14 protein-coding genes are annotated in these 15,848 nt (G+C 72.1%); 3 read left to right on the top strand and 11 right to left on the bottom strand.

The features are described from left to right. Positions 1-71: 71 nt before the first annotated feature. Both ACZ607_RS21680 and ACZ607_RS21675 read left to right on the top strand, forming a co-directional pair. Positions 72-1,553, top strand: coding sequence for a hypothetical protein (locus ACZ607_RS21680; protein ID WP_469736907.1), 1,482 nt, complete (start codon positions 72-74; stop codon positions 1,551-1,553). Positions 1,554-1,609: 56 nt separating this feature from the next. Continuing rightward, positions 1,610-2,233, top strand: a complete 624-nt coding sequence (locus ACZ607_RS21675) for an NUDIX hydrolase (RefSeq protein WP_469736905.1) — start codon at positions 1,610-1,612, stop codon at positions 2,231-2,233. A 192-nt stretch (positions 2,234-2,425) separates the two neighbouring features. Here ACZ607_RS21675 and rlmB read toward each other — a convergent pair whose 3' ends face one another. The 9 genes from rlmB to ACZ607_RS21630 form a co-directional block, all read right to left on the bottom strand. Continuing rightward, positions 2,426-3,382 (bottom strand): 23S rRNA (guanosine(2251)-2'-O)-methyltransferase RlmB, encoded by a 957-nt coding sequence (rlmB, locus tag ACZ607_RS21670; protein WP_469736903.1) that lies wholly within the window; start codon positions 3,380-3,382, stop codon positions 2,426-2,428. 107 nt (positions 3,383-3,489) lie between these two features. Beyond that, positions 3,490-4,887 (bottom strand): cysteine--tRNA ligase, encoded by a 1,398-nt coding sequence (gene cysS / locus ACZ607_RS21665; RefSeq protein WP_469736901.1) that lies wholly within the window; start codon positions 4,885-4,887, stop codon positions 3,490-3,492. A gap of 60 nt (positions 4,888-4,947) precedes the next feature. Further along, the gene (locus ACZ607_RS21660; protein WP_469736899.1) at positions 4,948-6,192 is read right to left on the bottom strand and encodes an MFS transporter; all 1,245 of its coding nucleotides are present in this window, start codon (positions 6,190-6,192) and stop codon (positions 4,948-4,950) included. Further along, entirely contained in the window at positions 6,189-7,901 is a 1,713-nt protein-coding gene (locus ACZ607_RS21655; protein WP_469736897.1) for an ABC transporter permease subunit, read from the bottom strand. The genes ACZ607_RS21660 and ACZ607_RS21655 overlap by 4 nt, the downstream gene beginning before the upstream one ends. A gap of 4 nt (positions 7,902-7,905) precedes the next feature. Beyond that, on the bottom strand, positions 7,906-9,423 hold the full coding sequence (locus tag ACZ607_RS21650; RefSeq protein ID WP_469736895.1) for an ABC transporter substrate-binding protein: 1,518 nt from the start codon (positions 9,421-9,423) through the stop codon (positions 7,906-7,908). A 27-nt stretch (positions 9,424-9,450) separates the two neighbouring features. Further along, entirely contained in the window at positions 9,451-10,062 is a 612-nt protein-coding gene (locus ACZ607_RS21645) for a GNAT family N-acetyltransferase (RefSeq protein ID WP_469736893.1), read from the bottom strand. A gap of 158 nt (positions 10,063-10,220) precedes the next feature. Then, positions 10,221-10,736 (bottom strand): 2-C-methyl-D-erythritol 2,4-cyclodiphosphate synthase, encoded by a 516-nt coding sequence (ispF, locus tag ACZ607_RS21640; RefSeq protein WP_469736891.1) that lies wholly within the window; start codon positions 10,734-10,736, stop codon positions 10,221-10,223. After that, positions 10,726-11,490: a 2-C-methyl-D-erythritol 4-phosphate cytidylyltransferase gene (gene ispD, locus ACZ607_RS21635; protein WP_469736889.1), complete on the bottom strand. Its 765-nt coding sequence runs from the start codon at positions 11,488-11,490 to the stop codon at positions 10,726-10,728. The genes ispF and ispD overlap by 11 nt, the downstream gene beginning before the upstream one ends. Positions 11,491-11,908: 418 nt before the next feature. Next, positions 11,909-12,391, bottom strand: a complete 483-nt coding sequence (locus ACZ607_RS21630) for a CarD family transcriptional regulator (protein ID WP_006380568.1) — start codon at positions 12,389-12,391, stop codon at positions 11,909-11,911. Positions 12,392-13,074: 683 nt separating this feature from the next. Between ACZ607_RS21630 and ACZ607_RS21625 the strand changes: the two genes are divergently transcribed. After that, positions 13,075-13,746, top strand: coding sequence for a DUF461 domain-containing protein (locus ACZ607_RS21625; protein WP_469736887.1), 672 nt, complete (start codon positions 13,075-13,077; stop codon positions 13,744-13,746). 92 nt (positions 13,747-13,838) lie between these two features. Here ACZ607_RS21625 and phoP read toward each other — a convergent pair whose 3' ends face one another. After that, a complete protein-coding gene (phoP, locus tag ACZ607_RS21620; RefSeq protein ID WP_465250395.1) occupies positions 13,839-14,510 on the bottom strand; it encodes a two-component system response regulator PhoP in 672 nt (223 codons plus the stop codon). A gap of 5 nt (positions 14,511-14,515) precedes the next feature. Then, complete coding sequence (gene phoR, locus ACZ607_RS21615; RefSeq protein ID WP_469736885.1) at positions 14,516-15,784, bottom strand: two-component system sensor histidine kinase PhoR; 1,269 nt, start codon at positions 15,782-15,784, stop codon at positions 14,516-14,518. Positions 15,785-15,848: the final 64 nt, after the last annotated feature.

The raw sequence follows: 15,848 nt of genomic DNA, 5'->3' as shown, positions 1-15,848 counted from the left end.
ACTCCCGTACGTCCGCTGTACGTCAACCAGCACAGCTTTCGGGGACATTGAGCGCAGGGGAATGGGACACAGTGGCCGGACAGCAGCTCATCTTCAAGGATCTCTCCCGCTATCCGGTGATGGCTCAGGCTCTGGACAACCAGTGGCTGCCGGGCGATCTGGCTGCGGCGCGGCAGCGCGCGAACGCTCCGGCCGGGCGCTCCCCCGACCATGTGGGTGCGGCTGCGGCGGAGTTGCGACGTGCTCTGGTCAACAGCGGGACTCTGGTGGTCAACCGGGCGTACTTCATCAACAACCAAGCGGTTTCGGTCAACTATCTGCCCTCGGCCGATCCGTCCGAACGGCAGGCGTTCGTCGATCTGCTGAACGGGAGGGCGCTCGTCCCGTTCCTGTACTCCGAGCGCGATCCGGGTGCCGAGTTCGCCTGGACCAATGTCCCGCAGGTCCACCGTGCGTGGCAGCGGCTGCTCACCGACGAGGCCGAACCGGCCCTGGTGCGCTTCGACTGGGACGACGAGGCGAACCGGGAGGCCACGGAGCGCATCAACCAGTTCTTCTCCAGCAGTCTCACGACCCTCATGCGCCTGCGTGAGGCGCCGTTGACGAAGCATCTGGACATCGGTCTGGCGCAGGCCCGGGCGATGAAGGAGGGCATCCTCACGGACATCGCCCGGTGGGCCACGCAGCAGGACCTGTACGCGACGATCACGCGTGAGGCGGTGTACAAGGAGTTCCTGACCCGGCCGGGCACCGAGGTGCACGAGGGTCTGCTGCGGGAGGGCGAGCACGTCGTGGCCGCCAAGCAGCTGGTGGACCTGCTGTACAACCTGGGGGTTCCCAAGGCGAGCGGTGTCACGGCTCTGACTCCGCCGGGCTCTCCGCCGAGGACCACGCTCCAGGAGCTGCGTGACGATGTCCGCAGCCGTCCTGACGATCCGGAGCAGATCGGTCTGCTGCTGCGCGACGTGTTCGCGGATGCGCTGCACCGTGCCGTGGACGGTCCGCGTTCCTACGGCGCCTTGTCGCTGTCCGACATCACGCGGCTGCGGACCACCGAGGAGTGGAACGGCTATGTGAACGCCTTGGACTCCTTCGTGCGGGGCAGCTTCCGGGACGGGCGCGTGCCCACGCCGGAGGAGTTCCGCGCCGGTACGGGTGATGTGGCCAGGCTGCACCGGGGGATGCTGCGGGCCGCGCGGAAGGTGAGCGGTTCGCAGCAGGGTTTCCAGCGGGAGATGAAGGTGGCGCTGGTTCTGGAGTCCGCGGGGATCGCCTTGCAGGTGACGGCGGGTGAGGAGGTCTCGCTGCTGGCGGGTTCGCTCCAGATGGCCACGGCGCTGGCGGGTGCGCTGAGCGTGCGGCTGGAGTTCTTCGACCGGGAGGGCCGTGGGGCGCGCAGTGGGCTGGGGCATTCGCTGACGTTGCCGTCGCTCCAGCTGCGCAATGTGCGCAAGGACTGGGAGGAGATCCTGAAGTCCTACGGCGGCCGTGTCGTGGAGACGGGGTCGAGCCCGCGCCGGGGGCAGGCCGATCAGCAGTCGCCGCATGTGTGAACCCGGCGGGGTACGCGGGATGTCTGAACACGGCGAGGGGCGGGAAAACACCCGGGATGGGTACCGAGTCTTACGAGCGGCTGCGCGTCGAGCGCCCTGATCTGTTCGTCAACCGGGCCGGGGGGATCGAGATCCTCAGCGACCCGGAAGCGGTCGCGGAGGCCGGCGGTGTGATGTACAGCGACCGCTACATCACTCTGCTCCGGGATCCCGTGCGCTTCCCGGACGGCTCCACCGGTGCGTACATCCGGTCGGTCGGCGCGGCACCGGAGCCCGGGTGCGCGGTGCTGCCGCTGCTCGACGGCGGGGTGGTGCTGGTGGAGCACTTCCGTCATGCGACGCGTTCCTGGCACTGGGAGGTGCCGCGGGGGTTCGGCTCGCCGGGGCTGTCCGCCGTGGAGAACGTGGCGAAGGAGCTGAGGGAGGAGATCGGCGCGGAGGTGCTGGAGGTCGTTCCGCTCGGGGAGTTGCACCCCGATTCGGGCACGACGGCCGACCGGGTGGCGCTCTTCGCGGCACGGATCGACGACGTGGGACCCCTGGAGACGGGCGAGGGCATTCGCGGCTGTGTGACCGTGCCGTTCGCGGAGGCGGAGGCGATGGTCGGCGACGGGCGCGTCACGGACGGCTTCACGATCGCGGTGCTGATGCGGGCGCGGCTGGCGGGTCTGACGGCCTGAGAAGGGCCGGCGGACACCCGGAGGCGCGGAGAGGTGTAGGGCCCGGCGGCGCGGGGAGACCAGCGGGCCCAGCGGCTCGGGAGCCGCCGGGTCCCACGCCGGACCGTCAGAACCGGACCGGCGTCGGACCGACCTGCCCGGACCGACCACGCCGGACCGACCAGGCCGGCCCACCGGGCCGGGCCACGCGCGTCACGCCCTGCGGCGGGCCACCTCGTACAGCACGATGCCGGCGGCGACCCCGGCGTTCAGGGACTCGGCGCCACCCGGCATGGAGATCCGGACCCGGTAGTCGCAGGTCTCGCCGACCAGGCGGCCGAGGCCCTTGCCCTCGCTGCCGATGACGATGACGACGGGGCCCGCCAGTGCTTCCAGGTCCTCGACGGTGTGCTCGCCGTCGGCGGCGAGGCCGACGACGGTCAGGCCTGCCTTCTGGTAGCCCTCCAGGGCGCGGGTCAGGTTGGTGACGCGGGAGACCGGCGTACGGGCCGCGGTGCCGGCCGAGGACTTCCAGGCCCCGGCCGTCATGCCGGCCGCCCGGCGCTCGGGGACGACGACGCCGTGGCCGCCGAAGGCGGAGACGGAGCGGACGATCGCGCCGAGGTTGCGGGGGTCGGTGACGCCGTCGAGGGCGACGATCAGCGGGTCCTCGTTGTTGTCGTACGCGGCGGCGGTGAGGTCCTCCGGGTGCGCGTACTCGTACGGCGGGACCTGGAGGACGAGGCCCTGGTGGTTCAGGCCGTTCGTCATCCGGTCGAGCTCGGGGCGCGGGGCCTCCATGAGGTTGATGTTGCCGCGCTCACCGGCGAGCTGGAGGGCCTCGCGGACCCGCTCGTCGTTGTCGATGTACTGCTGGACGTAGAGGGTGGTCGCGGGCACGCCGTCGCGCAGCGCCTCGAAGACCGGGTTACGGCCGACCACCATCTCCGACGTGCCCTTGGTGCCACCGCGGCGCGGGGCGGGGCGGCGGGCCGCAGCCTGCTTGGCCTGGGCGTTCGCCACCCTGTTCTTCTTGTGTCCCTTGCGGGCGGAGGCGGGCGGCGTCGGTCCCTTGCCTTCGAGACCACGGCGTCGGTTACCGCCGCTGCCGACCTGCATGCCCTTCTTGTTGGACGTGCGGCGGTTCCTGCGCTGGCTGTTCCCGGCCATGACCTACCTGTTTCGTTGCTTCAGAAAGACGTCGTCAAGTGAAAGTGTGCCGCCCGGACGGCCGGGCGGCACATCTGCGCTGCTCACGCACGGATGCGAGGGTCCGCTCAGCGCGGTCCGAGTGTCCATCGGGGTCCGCTGGGACTGTCCTCGATGACGAGGCCGGACTGGTTGAGCTGGTCGCGGATGGCGTCGGCGGCGGGCCAGTCCTTGCGTGCGCGGGCGGACTGCCGCTGGTCGAGGACGAGGCGTACGAGGGTGTCGACGACGCCGTGGAGGTCTTCGCCGCGGTCGCTCTCGCCGGCCCAGTGGGGATCGAGCGGGTCGAGTCCGAGGACGCCGAGCATCGCGCGGACCTCGGCGAGGCGGGCGACGGCGGCTTCCTTGTCGTCGGCGGCGAGGGCGGAGTTGCCCTGGCGGACGGTGGTGTGGACGATCGCGAGCGCCTGCGGGACCCCGAGGTCGTCGTCCATGGCCTCGGCGAAGGCGGGCGGGACCTCGGCGGCGGCCTCGACCGGTCCGGCCTTCTCGACCACGCGCTGGACGAAGCCCTCGATCCGCGCGAAGGCGGACTCGGCGTCGCGGAGCGACTCCTCGCTGTACTCGATCATGGACCGGTAGTGCGGGGTGCCGAGGTAGTAGCGCAGGACGATCGGGCGCCACTGCTTGACCATCTCGCTGACCAGCACGGAGTTGCCGAGGGACTTCGACATCTTCTCGCCGGACAGGGTGACCCAGCCGTTGTGCACCCAGTACTTCGCGAACTCGTCGCCGAAGGCCTTGGCCTGGGCGATCTCGTTGTCGTGGTGGGGGAAGATCAGGTCGATGCCGCCGCCGTGGATGTCGAAGGCGCTGCCGAGGTACTTGTGCGCCATGGCGGAGCACTCCAGGTGCCAGCCGGGGCGGCCGCGGCCCCAGGGGGTCTCCCAGCTGGGCTCGCCCGGCTTGGCGGCCTTCCACATGGCGAAGTCGCGCTTGTCCCGCTTGCCGGTCTCGTTGTCGCCGGAGGGCTGGCGCAGGTCGTCCAGGTCCTGGTTGGAGAGCTCCAGGTATCCCTCGTACGAGCGGACGTCGAAGTAGACGTTGCCGTCGGCCTCGTAGGCGTGGCCGCGCTCGATGAGGCCGCGCATCATCTCGACCATCTCGGTGATGTGGCCGGTGGCGCGCGGTTCGTACGTGGGCGGGAGGCAGCCGAGGGCGTCGTAGCCCGCGTTGAACGCGCGCTCGTTCTCGTAGCCGATGGCCCACCAGGGGCGGCCCTGCTCCTGGGCCTTCTTGATGATCTTGTCGTCGATGTCGGTGACATTCCGGATGAACGTCACGTCGTATCCGCGGTATTCGAACCAGCGGCGCATGATGTCGAAGTTCAGCCCGGACCTGATGTGCCCGATGTGCGGGGCGGCCTGGACAGTCGCGCCACAGAGGTAGATCGAGACACAGCCCGCGGTGAGCGGGACGAAGTCACGGATCTGCCGGGCGTTGGTGTCATGCAGGCGAATAGTCACCCCTCAAGGGTAGTGGGCCCGCACCAGTGCCCAGCGCCCCCTGTGGAAAACGTGTCACAACTAATCGGTGACGGTGGTACGGGATCCCGGCGCGCGCCGCCTGCCGGACAGGGTCAGGGCGAGTGCCGCGCCGGTCAGGGGGACAGCCGCGAGCACCGTCCACAGGACGGGTCCGGGGGCGTCGAGGAGCGTCCCGGTGGCGGCGCTGCCCACGAGGACGGCGAGGCCGGACACGGAGGAGAGGGCGCCGGTGGCGAGCCCGAGCCGGTGGTCGTCGACCAGGTCGGGTACGAGGCCGCGGGCGGCGGGGACCAGGAGCATCTGGCCGAGGGTGAGCAGGACGACGAGCGTGGCGGCGGGGAGCAGTCCGGCGGGCCCGTCCGGGGCGAGGGGTACGGCGCCGAATCCGCCGGCGACGACGGCGAGCCCCGCGACGAGGGCGGTGCGGGGCGCGAGGCGGTGGGCGGACCAGCGGGTCAGTGGCAGCTGGGCGACGACGACGAGCAGGGAGGAGAGCGCGAAGAGTCCGCCGAGCGCGTTCTGGGAGCCGGTGGCGCGTTCCACCTCCGCGGGGAGCGCGAGGTAGAGCTGGTTGTAGGAGACCAGGTAGCTGCTGTACACGAGGCAGAGCAGGAGGAAGGGCCGGTTGGCGAAGACCTCGCGGGACAGGAAGGCGCTGTGACGGGGGGTCCGGGCGCGGCGCGGCCGTCGGGGCATGAGGCGGGCGTGTCCGGCGAGTACGCCGACGAAGACGACGGCTCCGGCGAGGCACGCCGTGCGGAAGTCGCCGCCCAGGAGCAGCAGGAGGCTGCCGAGGAGGGGGCCGAGGAACGCGCCGGCCTGTCCGGCGGCGGAGAAGACGGCCAGCACCTGGGCGCGTGGCGTCCCGGTCGCGGTCTCGTGGGCGACGGCGGCCCTGGCGGTCTCGGATTCCACGGCGGGCGAGAAGAGCGCGGCGGCGAAGCCGATGAGGAGGACGGCGCCGATGACGGTGGCGGTGGTGCCGGCCCGGGCGAGCCAGCAGAATCCGGCGATGCGCAGGACGCAGCCCGTGAGGACGACGGGGCGGGGGCCGTAGCGGTCGGTGAGGGCGCCTCCGACGACGAAGAGGCCCTGCTGGCTGAAGGTGCGCAGGCCGAGGACGAGGCCGACGAGCCAGCCGGCCATGCCGAGTCCGTCGCCGAGGTGGGTGGCCAGGTAGGGCAGGACGGCGTAGAAGCCGGTGTTGAAGGCGAACTGGGTGGCGGTCAGGAGCCGGAGGTAGGACTTCGGCGCGGGGGTGGTGGTCTCGGTGGCCGTCGTCATCGGCGCCCACGGCTGCGTACGGCGGCCGAGGTCAGCACCGCCAGCGCGCCGAGGGCGGCGAGGCCCGCGGCGGGGGCGAGGACGGCCCAGGGGGCGCGTTCGGCGTAGGGCATGTTCTCGGAGAGCATGCGGCCCCATTCCGGTGCGGGGGCAGGGGTGCCGAGGCCCAGGAAGCCGAGGGAGGCGAGGGCCAGGGCGATCGCGGGGATGCGCAGGACGGCGTGGCGTACGACGGGCGGGAGGACGCCGGGCAGGATGTGGCGGCGCAGCCGGTGCCACCGTCCGGCCCCGAGGGCGCGGGCCACGGCGATGTGCGGGGCGGCGCGTTCCTGGGCGTACAGCGCGGATGTGTGGGCGGCGAGGGGGGCCCAGGCGACGGCGGCGACGGCTGCGGCGGCGCCCCAGGGGCCGGGGCCCACGATGCCCGCGACGACGAGGCCGGCCAGGACGGCGGGCAGGGCGTTGGCGGTCTCGGTGAGGGCGCCCGCGCGGGCGGCTCCGGCGAGCAGTCCGAGGAGGAGGGTGACGGCGCTGACGGCGACGGCGGTGAGCACGGTCCTGGCCGCGCCGTGGCCGAGGCGGGCGAGGAGGTCGCGGCCCAGGGAGTCGGTGCCCAGCGGGTGGGAGGCGGAGGGGGTCGCGAGGCGGGCGGCGGTGTCGGCGTACAGGGGGTCGCGCAGGAGACCGGTGATGACGACGGCGGCGAGGACGGCGCCCAGGACCACTGCCCCGGCGGCCACGGCGCGGCCGGTGGGGAGGGGTGGTGCGACGAGCGGGGGGAGGGCGCCGTCGGCCCGTGCGGGGCCGAGCAGGGCCCGGGAGCCGAGGCGGGCCGCGAGTCCGGCGGCGACGCCCAGGAGGAGCAGGAGGAGCACGCAGGCCTGGAGGACGGGGAGGTCCTGGGCGAGGGCGGCGGCCAGCGCCGTACCGCCGAGCCCGGGTATGGCGTAGAGCGTCTCGACGGCGACCGCGCCGCCGGTGAGTCCGACGACGACGAGGCCGAGCTGGGGCAGCAGCGCGGGCAGGGTGCGGCGCAGGGCGTGTACGGCGATCCGGCGTGCGGGGAGCCCGTGGGCGGTGGCGGCGCGCGCCCAGGGTTCGGCGAACGCGGCGGGCAGCGCGTCGTCGAGCAGCCGTCCGAGGAGGGCGCCGGCGGGGACGCCCATGGCGAGGGCGGGCAGGACGAGCTGCTCGGGCCCGCCCCAGCCGAGGGCGGGGAACCAGCCCAGCTGTACGGCGAGGACGGTGGCCAGCACCGCGGCGAGGAGGAATTCCGGCAGGGCGGCGAGCACGCCCGCGCCGACGCCGGCCCGGGTGGTGACGAGCGTCCGGCGGGCGCCCCGGCGGAGCGTACGGGCGGCGAGGGCGAGCGCCAGGAGGACGGCGACGGCGAGCGAGACGCCCATGAGGGTGAGGGAGACGCCGAGGGCGGAGGTCACGTCGGGGCCGACGGGCTGTCCGGAGACCCAGGACTCCCCCAGGTCGCCGCGGAGCAGTCCGGACGCCCAGGTGCCGAGGACGTGCAGCGGGCCGCCGTCGAGGCCGGTCCCGGCGCGGATGGCGTCGAGGACGGCCGGTGTGGGCGGCCGGTCCGCGTAGCGGGCGTGCAGGATGGTCAGCGCCGGGTCGGTGCGGGTCAGCCTGGGCAGCAGGCCGATGACGGCGACGACGGCCAGGAGCGCGCCGAGCCGCCCGGCCAGGTACTTCACGCGGTCACCCGATGTGGGTGTCGGCGGTGATGAGGGTGCGTTCCATCGGGTCGAGCGCGACGCCTTCGACGCGGGCGTCGTCGTAGCCCTGGACGAAGCGTTCGTGGACGAGCGGGACGAGGGCGTCGGCACCGAGGACGGCTGCCTCGGCGGTCATCCCGGCCCGGTGGCGGGCGTCCGTGGCGGTGAGCGAGGCGGCCTCGGCGACCGCGGCGTCGACCCGCTCGTCGCACAGCTGGGAGATGTTGAAGCTGCCGTCGCAGGTGAAGTCGGAGGCGAGGTAGGAGACGGGGTCGGCGGTGTCCAGGAGGGTGTTGCGGGCCTGGATGAACGCGTCGTACTTCCCGGCGAGCGCGTCGGCCTCCATCTGCGCGTAGTCGCGGACGACCTGCCTGACGGTGAAGCCGCGCTTCTCCAGCTGCTGCTGGACGAGGGTCGCGACCTCGGGGAGCTCGGGCCGGTTGGTGTAGGTGGCGAGGACGATCTCCTTCGTCCTCGCGACGTCGGCGCGGCTCGCCGCCGGGGTGCGGCCGGTGGGTGCGGTGCGCTGGTCGGCGGCCCAGGGGATGCCGGGGCCGAGGAGCCCCTGGGCGGTGTCGGCCCGCCCCTCGTACACGCCGTCGACGAGCGCCTTGGAGTCGATGGCCTCGCGGGCGGCGGCGCGCATGGCCGGGTCGGCGAAGACTCCGTGTTCCGTGTTGAGCGAGAGGCCGTTGGTCCGGGCGGACGGGAATTCGTGGACGTACGAGTCGCCGAGCAGGGACGCCTGCGCGATCGGTACGTACTCGGCGACGTCGACGGCCTTCGTGCGCAGCGCGTTGGCGCGGGCGGTGCCGTCGGCGGCGAAGGTGACGTCGACGCCCGGGGCCTTCGCCTTGCCGCCCCAGTAGTGGGCGTTGCGTTCGAGGGTGGCGGCGACCGCGCCCTTGACGTCGGTCAGGGTGAACGGTCCGGTGGCGTGTCCTGCGGGGTTCACCTTGCCGCCCCGGTAGGCGGGGGCGGACAGGATCGAGAGGGACGGGTTGGCGAGCCGCTGTGGGAGCAGCGGGTCGGGCTCCCCGGTGACGATCCGTACGGTATGGGCGCCTGTGGCCGCCGCCTTCAGGGTGGTGTCGGACAGCACCCGGGGCAGCGGGGACGCCTTGCTCGCGGCGGTGAGGGACCGGACGACGGCGTCGGGGTCGACCTTCGCGCCGTCCTGGAAGACGGCGTCGCGGAGGGTGAACGTCCAGGTGGTGGGGTCGTCCTGCTTCCAGGACGCGGCGAGCGACGGCTCGGCGGCGCCGTTCCTGTCCAGGGTGGTGAGGCCCTCGACGACGGCGAGCCGGCTGAGGGTGACCGCGTCGTCCCCGTACGGGGACATGGCCTGGGCGGGCGGGAAGGCCATGACGACCCTGAGCCGCTGTGCGTCGCCGGACGCCCCGGAGCCGCCGGACGACGAGCAGGCGGCGAGCGGGAGCAGCAGCGCGGCGGTGGCGGCGACGGCCCGCAGCGGGGAGCGGCGGATTCGGGGCGTAGGCATGACGGAGACCCTATATGGAAACGATTGTCATCTGATGTGCGAGGCGGCGAGGCCCCGGGGGGCGGGCATCGGCAGCTCGAAGTGGACGATGCCCTGACCGCCGTCCGGCAGCGCGCGCTCGTCGCAGACCTCCTGGGCGAGCGACCGCCAGAACGGCTCGGCGCCCGGCACGGCGGGGTCGGTGTGCAGATAGAGCGAGGTGTAGCCGCCGGCCCGCGCGGCGAAGTCGCCGAGCTCGCGCACCAGCCTGCGGGCCAGGCCGTGCCTGCGGTGCTCGGGGCGTACGTAGATCCGGCACAGCTGGGCCGTCGACCCGGACGGGAAGCGGTCCGCGACCCACTGCGGATTGGGCGGCGCCTGGGGGCCCCGGTCCCGTACCGCCCCCGTCGCCACGACCTCGTCACCGCGCACGACGACCAGGAGGGTGCAGCGCTCGGGGAGCAGGTAGGCGCCCTCCAGGTCGATGATGTCGGCGTGCCAGCGGGGTACGTAGCCGGAGCGCAGGTCGTGGTAGACGGTGTCCAGCATCACGGCGCGGGCGCCGCCGACGTCCCGCGCGGTGGCGGTCCGCAGGACGTACCCGTCCGCCCCGGCCGGCGCGTCCGGCACCCTCGTCGCACCGGCGGTCGCGCTCACCACTGACGCTCACCCTCGCTCTCGGCCGTACCGCACATGACTTGCCGTACCAGCGTACGTGCAAGCCATGTGCAATAAGCCGGGCGGGGTTCCGAGGGCAGGCGGCCGGACGTGCCCGGGGCGGTCGCGATGCCCCGCCCCGCCCTCCGGGCCGCTTCGGCTCAGCCTTCGGCGCGGTAGACCAGGGCCGTGGCGATACCCGCGATGCCCTCGCCCCGGCCGGTGAACCCGAGGCCGTCGGAGGTCGCGGCGGAGAGCGAGACGGGGGCACCGACCGCCTCGGACAGCACCTTCTGCGCCTCGTCGCGCCGTTTGCCGATCTTCGGCCGGAGACCGACGACCTGTACGGCGACGTTGCCGATCCCGAAGCCCTCGGCGCGCACGATCCGGGCGGCCTCGGTCAGCAGGGTGACACCGGACGCACCCGACCACTCGGGGCGGCCGGTGCCGAAGTGCTGCCCCAGGTCACCGAGCCCGGCGGCCGAGAACAGGGCGTTGCAGGCGGCGTGCGCCACGACGTCGGCGTCGGAGTGCCCGGCGAGACCGGGGCCCTCGCCCTCCCACAGCAGGCCCGCGCACCAGAGCTCGCGGCCCTCCTCGAAGGCGTGGATGTCGGTCCCGATGCCCACACGGGGGATCAGGGGGGCCTGCTGCCGCGCCGCTGTCTCAGAATCCATCGTTCGCCCTCCGGCGTGCGAGTACGGCCTCGGCCAGGACCAGGTCCAGCGGCCGGGTCACCTTGAACGCTTCCTCGTGCCCGGGCACGACGACGACCTGCGAGCCCAGCTGCTCGACCATGCCCGCGTCGTCGGTCGCCCCCTCGCCGTCGACGGCGACGCTCCCGTGCGCCTTGACGAGCGTGTGCCGGTCGAAGCCCTGGGGCGTCTGCACGGCCCGCAGCCGCGCCCGTACGGGCGTCGACAGGACCGGCTCCGGCGCGCCCGGCTCACCCGGCTCGACCTCCTTGACGGTGTCGGCGAGGGGAAGCGCGGGAACCACGGCCGGAGCCCCGTCCCGTACGGCTTCGATGACGGCGTCCACGGTGTCGACCGGCACCAGGGGCCGGGCCGCGTCATGGACGAGCACGACGGAGACGTCGTCCGGCAGGGCGTCCAGGCCCAGCCTCACGGACTCCTGGCGTGTCGCACCGCCGGGGACGACGACGTAGTCGGTGTGCTCGGGCAGCGCGTGCCCGTCGATGAGGTTCTTGACCTCGGGCGCGCCGTCCGGCGGCGCGACCACGACGACGAGGGTGACGGCGCGGGACGCGGCCATCGCGCGTACGGCGTGGATGAGCATCGGGGTACCGCCGAGCGCGCGCAGCGCCTTCGGGGTACCGGGGCCGAGCCGGACGCCGCGGCCCGCCGCGGGGATCACCGCCGCGGTGCGCGAGGGGCTCGGTTCAGCAGGCGTCGGTGGCATCGGTGACATCGGTTGCACTCCGCAGCTTCGGCAGGTTTGTTTCCACGGCCGACATGGGTATGGCCTGGGCGTGCCCCGACCGTAGGTCGGGGAACAGCCGGGCGCTGCGCCTCGGCTCGACCGGGACCCTTCCGTGATCCCCGGCCGGCCGGGGATCGGAGAGGACCGGTGGAGGATGCCGAAGGGGACGGCGCGCGGCGTGTCGGCATTCTTCCGGATGGATGTCCGTTTCCCGGGCGGGTTTCCGGGCGGATCCTGCTCCCGGGTCCGAACATGCCGCAGCGCCCGACGACTCGCCGTGAAGACGGCTGGTCAGCGGGCACCGCGGCACATTTTTTCATTACCGGGTCCGGTGGGCGCCGGTGTCATCCGGTCACCGGCGTCGTCCGACGACCGGTGACGTCGACATCACCGGCTGCCGTCCGGTTCAGGACGCGAGGACCTCGTCGAGCAGTGCCTCGGCCTTGTCCTCGTTCGTGTTCTCCGCGAGGGCGAGCTCGCTCACCAGGATCTGGCGGGCCTTGGCGAGCATGCGCTTCTCACCTGCGGAGAGTCCGCGCTCGCGCTCGCGACGCCACAGGTCGCGCACTACTTCGGCGACCTTGATGACATCGCCGGAGGCGAGCTTCTCGAGATTTGCCTTGTAGCGTCGGGACCAGTTCGTCGGCTCTTCGGCGTACGGCGCGCGCAGCACCTCGAAGACCCGGTCCAGCCCTTCCTGCCCGACCACGTCACGCACACCGACGAACTCCGCATTGTCCGCCGGCACACGAACCGTCAAGTCGCCCTGGGCGACCTTGAGCACCAAGTAGGTCTTGTCCACGCCTTTGATCTGGCGAGTTTCGATAGCCTCGATCAGCGCGGCCCCGTGATGGGGATAGACCACGGTGTCGCCAACCTTGAACGTCATGTGACAGGTACCCCTTCCGTGGCTATCCAGAGTAACACGAGAACGGCTTCTCCTGAATGGCGTTTTCGCAGGTCAGGGCATATCTCGGGGCTTGACAACTGAGACACGAACGTGCTGCGGGAGCCTTCCGGAAGGCGATATTCGCAGGTCGGAGCGGGCGTACGACCGAGCCGAAACACACGCGTCACAGGTGCCGGAAGCCCTCAAGAAGGTGCCGAACGTCCCGTTTTGCCGGATTCCGGATGGTGAACTTTCCGTACTCCGTTCGGACCTCGATCACCCGTACGGCCCTTAGCGTGCGTGGCCAATGAAATTGATCAACGGCCCGGGCCGCGTGGATTATGCACGGGAAATGCGCCACCGCCCGGAAATCGATCATCGCGCCGATCAACGCACTGCTCAGCCGCCTTACCGGGCTTTGTGAACGCCGTGCGAATCCTCACGGCTCGGGAGACGGCCTCGGCGTGGCCCGGGGGTGTCCGCGACCGCCGCCGGGGCCACCGGGCCCCGTACCGGCCCCACAGGTCAGGAGCCCCCAGGGGCGGGTCGGGTGCGGGCCCGGGACGACGGCTCGGTAACCTGAGCCCGCTGACACACACTTAGGGCGGCTTTACGGCCGCTCGGCCTTCCTGTCCGCAGAGTCCGAAGTCCGCAGTCCGAACGTTCAAGGAGTTGCCGCCGCCGTGAGCCGCAGCCTTCGACACGGCGCCTTCGCCGCCACTGCCCTCGTGTTCTCGATCGCCGCGCTGTCCGGTTGTGCCGCCGGCAACAACGCGCAGACGCTTCAGGTCAGGCCGGACAACGCAGCCACCGCTGTCGACTCCATCAAGATCCAGAACCTGAACATCATCACCCAGCCCGACCCGGAGACCGAGGGCCCTGCGGTCATCGCCGCCACTCTCTTCAACGACGGCCCGAAGCGCGAGGTCGTGGAGAAGGTCACCCTGCCGGGCACCAACGCCACCGTGGAGCTCAAGCCCGCCAAGGGCAAGGGCCCGGTCGTGATCCCGGCCGGCGGACGGCTCATCATCGGCGGCAAGAACAACGCCTCGGCCGTCATCGAGAACGGCCGCCAGGCGGGCGCGGACGGCGCCGTGCAGAACGTCGCCTTCACGCTCAGCGAGACCGGCGACATCGAGCTCGGCGCCGCCATCGTCCCGGCGACCAGCTTCTTCGAGAAGTTCGGCCCGAGCACCGCGCCGTCCGCCAAGCCGTCACCCACCCCCTCGGCCTCCGAGACCGGGGCGACGGGCGAAGCCACCGGCGAGGCGTCCGAGGGCCAGGCCGGGAGCCAGTCCGACGGCACGGCCACCGACTCGGCCGGCACGGCGGACGACGAAGCCGCCACGCACTGACCGCACGCGTGAAGGGGGTGCCTCCGGCGGAGGCACCCCCTTCACGGCTGTACGGCGCCGGATGCCGCCCACGGTACGGCGCCGGGTGCCGTTTACGGCTCGAACTTGTAGCCCAGGCCCCGCACCGTCACCAGGTAGCGCGGCGCCCCCGGGTCGGGCTCGATCTTGGCGCGGAGCCGCTTGACGTGGACGTCCAGGGTCTTGGTGTCGCCCACGTAGTCGGCGCCCCAGACCCGGTCGATGAGCTGCATGCGCGTCAGGACGCGTCCCGCGTTGCGCAGGAGCATCTCCAGGAGGTCGAACTCCTTCAGCGGGAGGTCGACCTTGCCGCCGGAGACCGTGACGACGTGGCGGTCCACGTCCATCCGGACCGGCCCGGCCTCCAGGGCCGCCGGGGTGACCTCCTCCGGCTCGCCGCGGCGGCGCAGGACAGCGCGGATGCGGGCCACCAGCTCCCGCGAGGAGAAGGGCTTGGTCACATAGTCGTCGGCTCCTATTTCCAGGCCGACGACCTTGTCGATCTCGCTGTCCTTGGCGGTGACCATGATCACCGGAACGTTGGACCGGACACGCAGCTGCCGGCAGACCTCCGTACCGGGCAGACCCGGGAGCATCAGGTCGAGCAGCACGAGGTCGGCACCGTTGCGCTCGAACTCGTCGAGGCCCTCCGGGCCGGTGGCCGCGATGGCCACCTCGAAGCCTTCCTTGCGGAGCATGTAGGACAGGGCGTCGCTGAAGGATTCCTCATCCTCGACGACAAGCACTCGGGTCACGGAAGAGCCTCCGGGGCAGGAAATGTGTCAAAAGAATCGGTCTCGTACGGCCCGTCGTGGTCAACAGCGCCGTTGACGACGAGGGATCCGCCGGTGGTACGACCCCGTACGACGCCGGACTCCGGCAGTCGCAGGGTGAACGTGGAGCCCTGTCCCTCCGAGCTCCATACGGTGACCTCCCCGCCGTGCGAGGCGGCCACATGCTTGACGATGGCGAGGCCGAGACCGGTGCCACCGGTGGCCCGTGAACGGGCCGGGTCGACGCGGTAGAACCGCTCGAAGACACGCTCGCGGTCCTTCTCGGAGATGCCGATGCCCTGGTCGGTCACGGCTATCTCGATCAGGTCCCCGCCGGGCGCGGCCAGCTTCCGGGCGGCGATGCCGACGCGGGTGCGGGCGGGGCTGTAGTTGACGGCGTTCTCCACGAGATTGCCGAGGGCGGCCGCCAGCTGGCTCCGGTTGCCCCAGACGAAGAGGTCCGCGGTACCGCCGGAGGCCATGGTGATCTGCTTCGAACCGGCCTGCTGACGGCACCGGTCGACGGCCTCGGCGACCAGCTCCTCCACCCGTACGGGCTCGGCGTCCTCCAGCGGGTCGTCGTTCTGCACCCGGGAGAGGTCGATGAGCTCCTGCACGAGGTTGGTCAGCCGGGTCGCCTCGATCTCCATGCGGCCGGCGAACCGCTGCACCGCCTCCGGGTCGTCGGAGGCGTCCATGACGGCCTCGGAGAGCAGGGAGAGCGCTCCGACGGGCGTCTTGAGCTCATGGCTGACGTTGGCGACGAAGTCGCGCCGGACCGCTTCGATGCGCCGGGCCTCCGTGAGGTCCTCGACCAGCAGGAGGACCAGGCGTGAGCCCAGCGGGGCGACCCGGGCCGAGACGGCGAGCGCCTCGCCCCGGCCGGTGCCCCGGCGCGGGAGGTCGAGCTCGACCTGTCGTATCTCACCGTCACGCCGGGTGTCCCTGGCCATGTGGAGCATCGGCTCCACCGCCAGCCGGCCGCCCCTGACCAGGCCCAGCGCATACGCGGCGGAGCTGGCCTTGACGACGCTGTCGCTCTCGTCGAGCACGACGGCGGAGGAGCTGAGCACGGAGAGGACCGTGTCGACGCCCGGGGGCAGCGCGGCGTTGCCGTCGGGCCGCAGGGACGTACGCGTGGGCCGCTTCTGCTCGCGCTCGCTCCAGCGGAACGCCAGCATCGCGATCACACCGGTGCACAGCCCGGCGATCGCGGCAGCTGCGGCGACTGCCGCGTTCACGTCCATGCCTCAAGGTTATGCGGGCTCGCCGACACTCTCCCAGCCATCCGGGTGCCATCTCGAACACTCG

Source organism: Streptomyces sp. NPDC104381 (genome assembly GCF_055583745.1).
The sequence above is the reverse complement of the archived record's forward strand: the minus strand, read 5'-3'. Positions and strand labels throughout refer to the sequence as shown.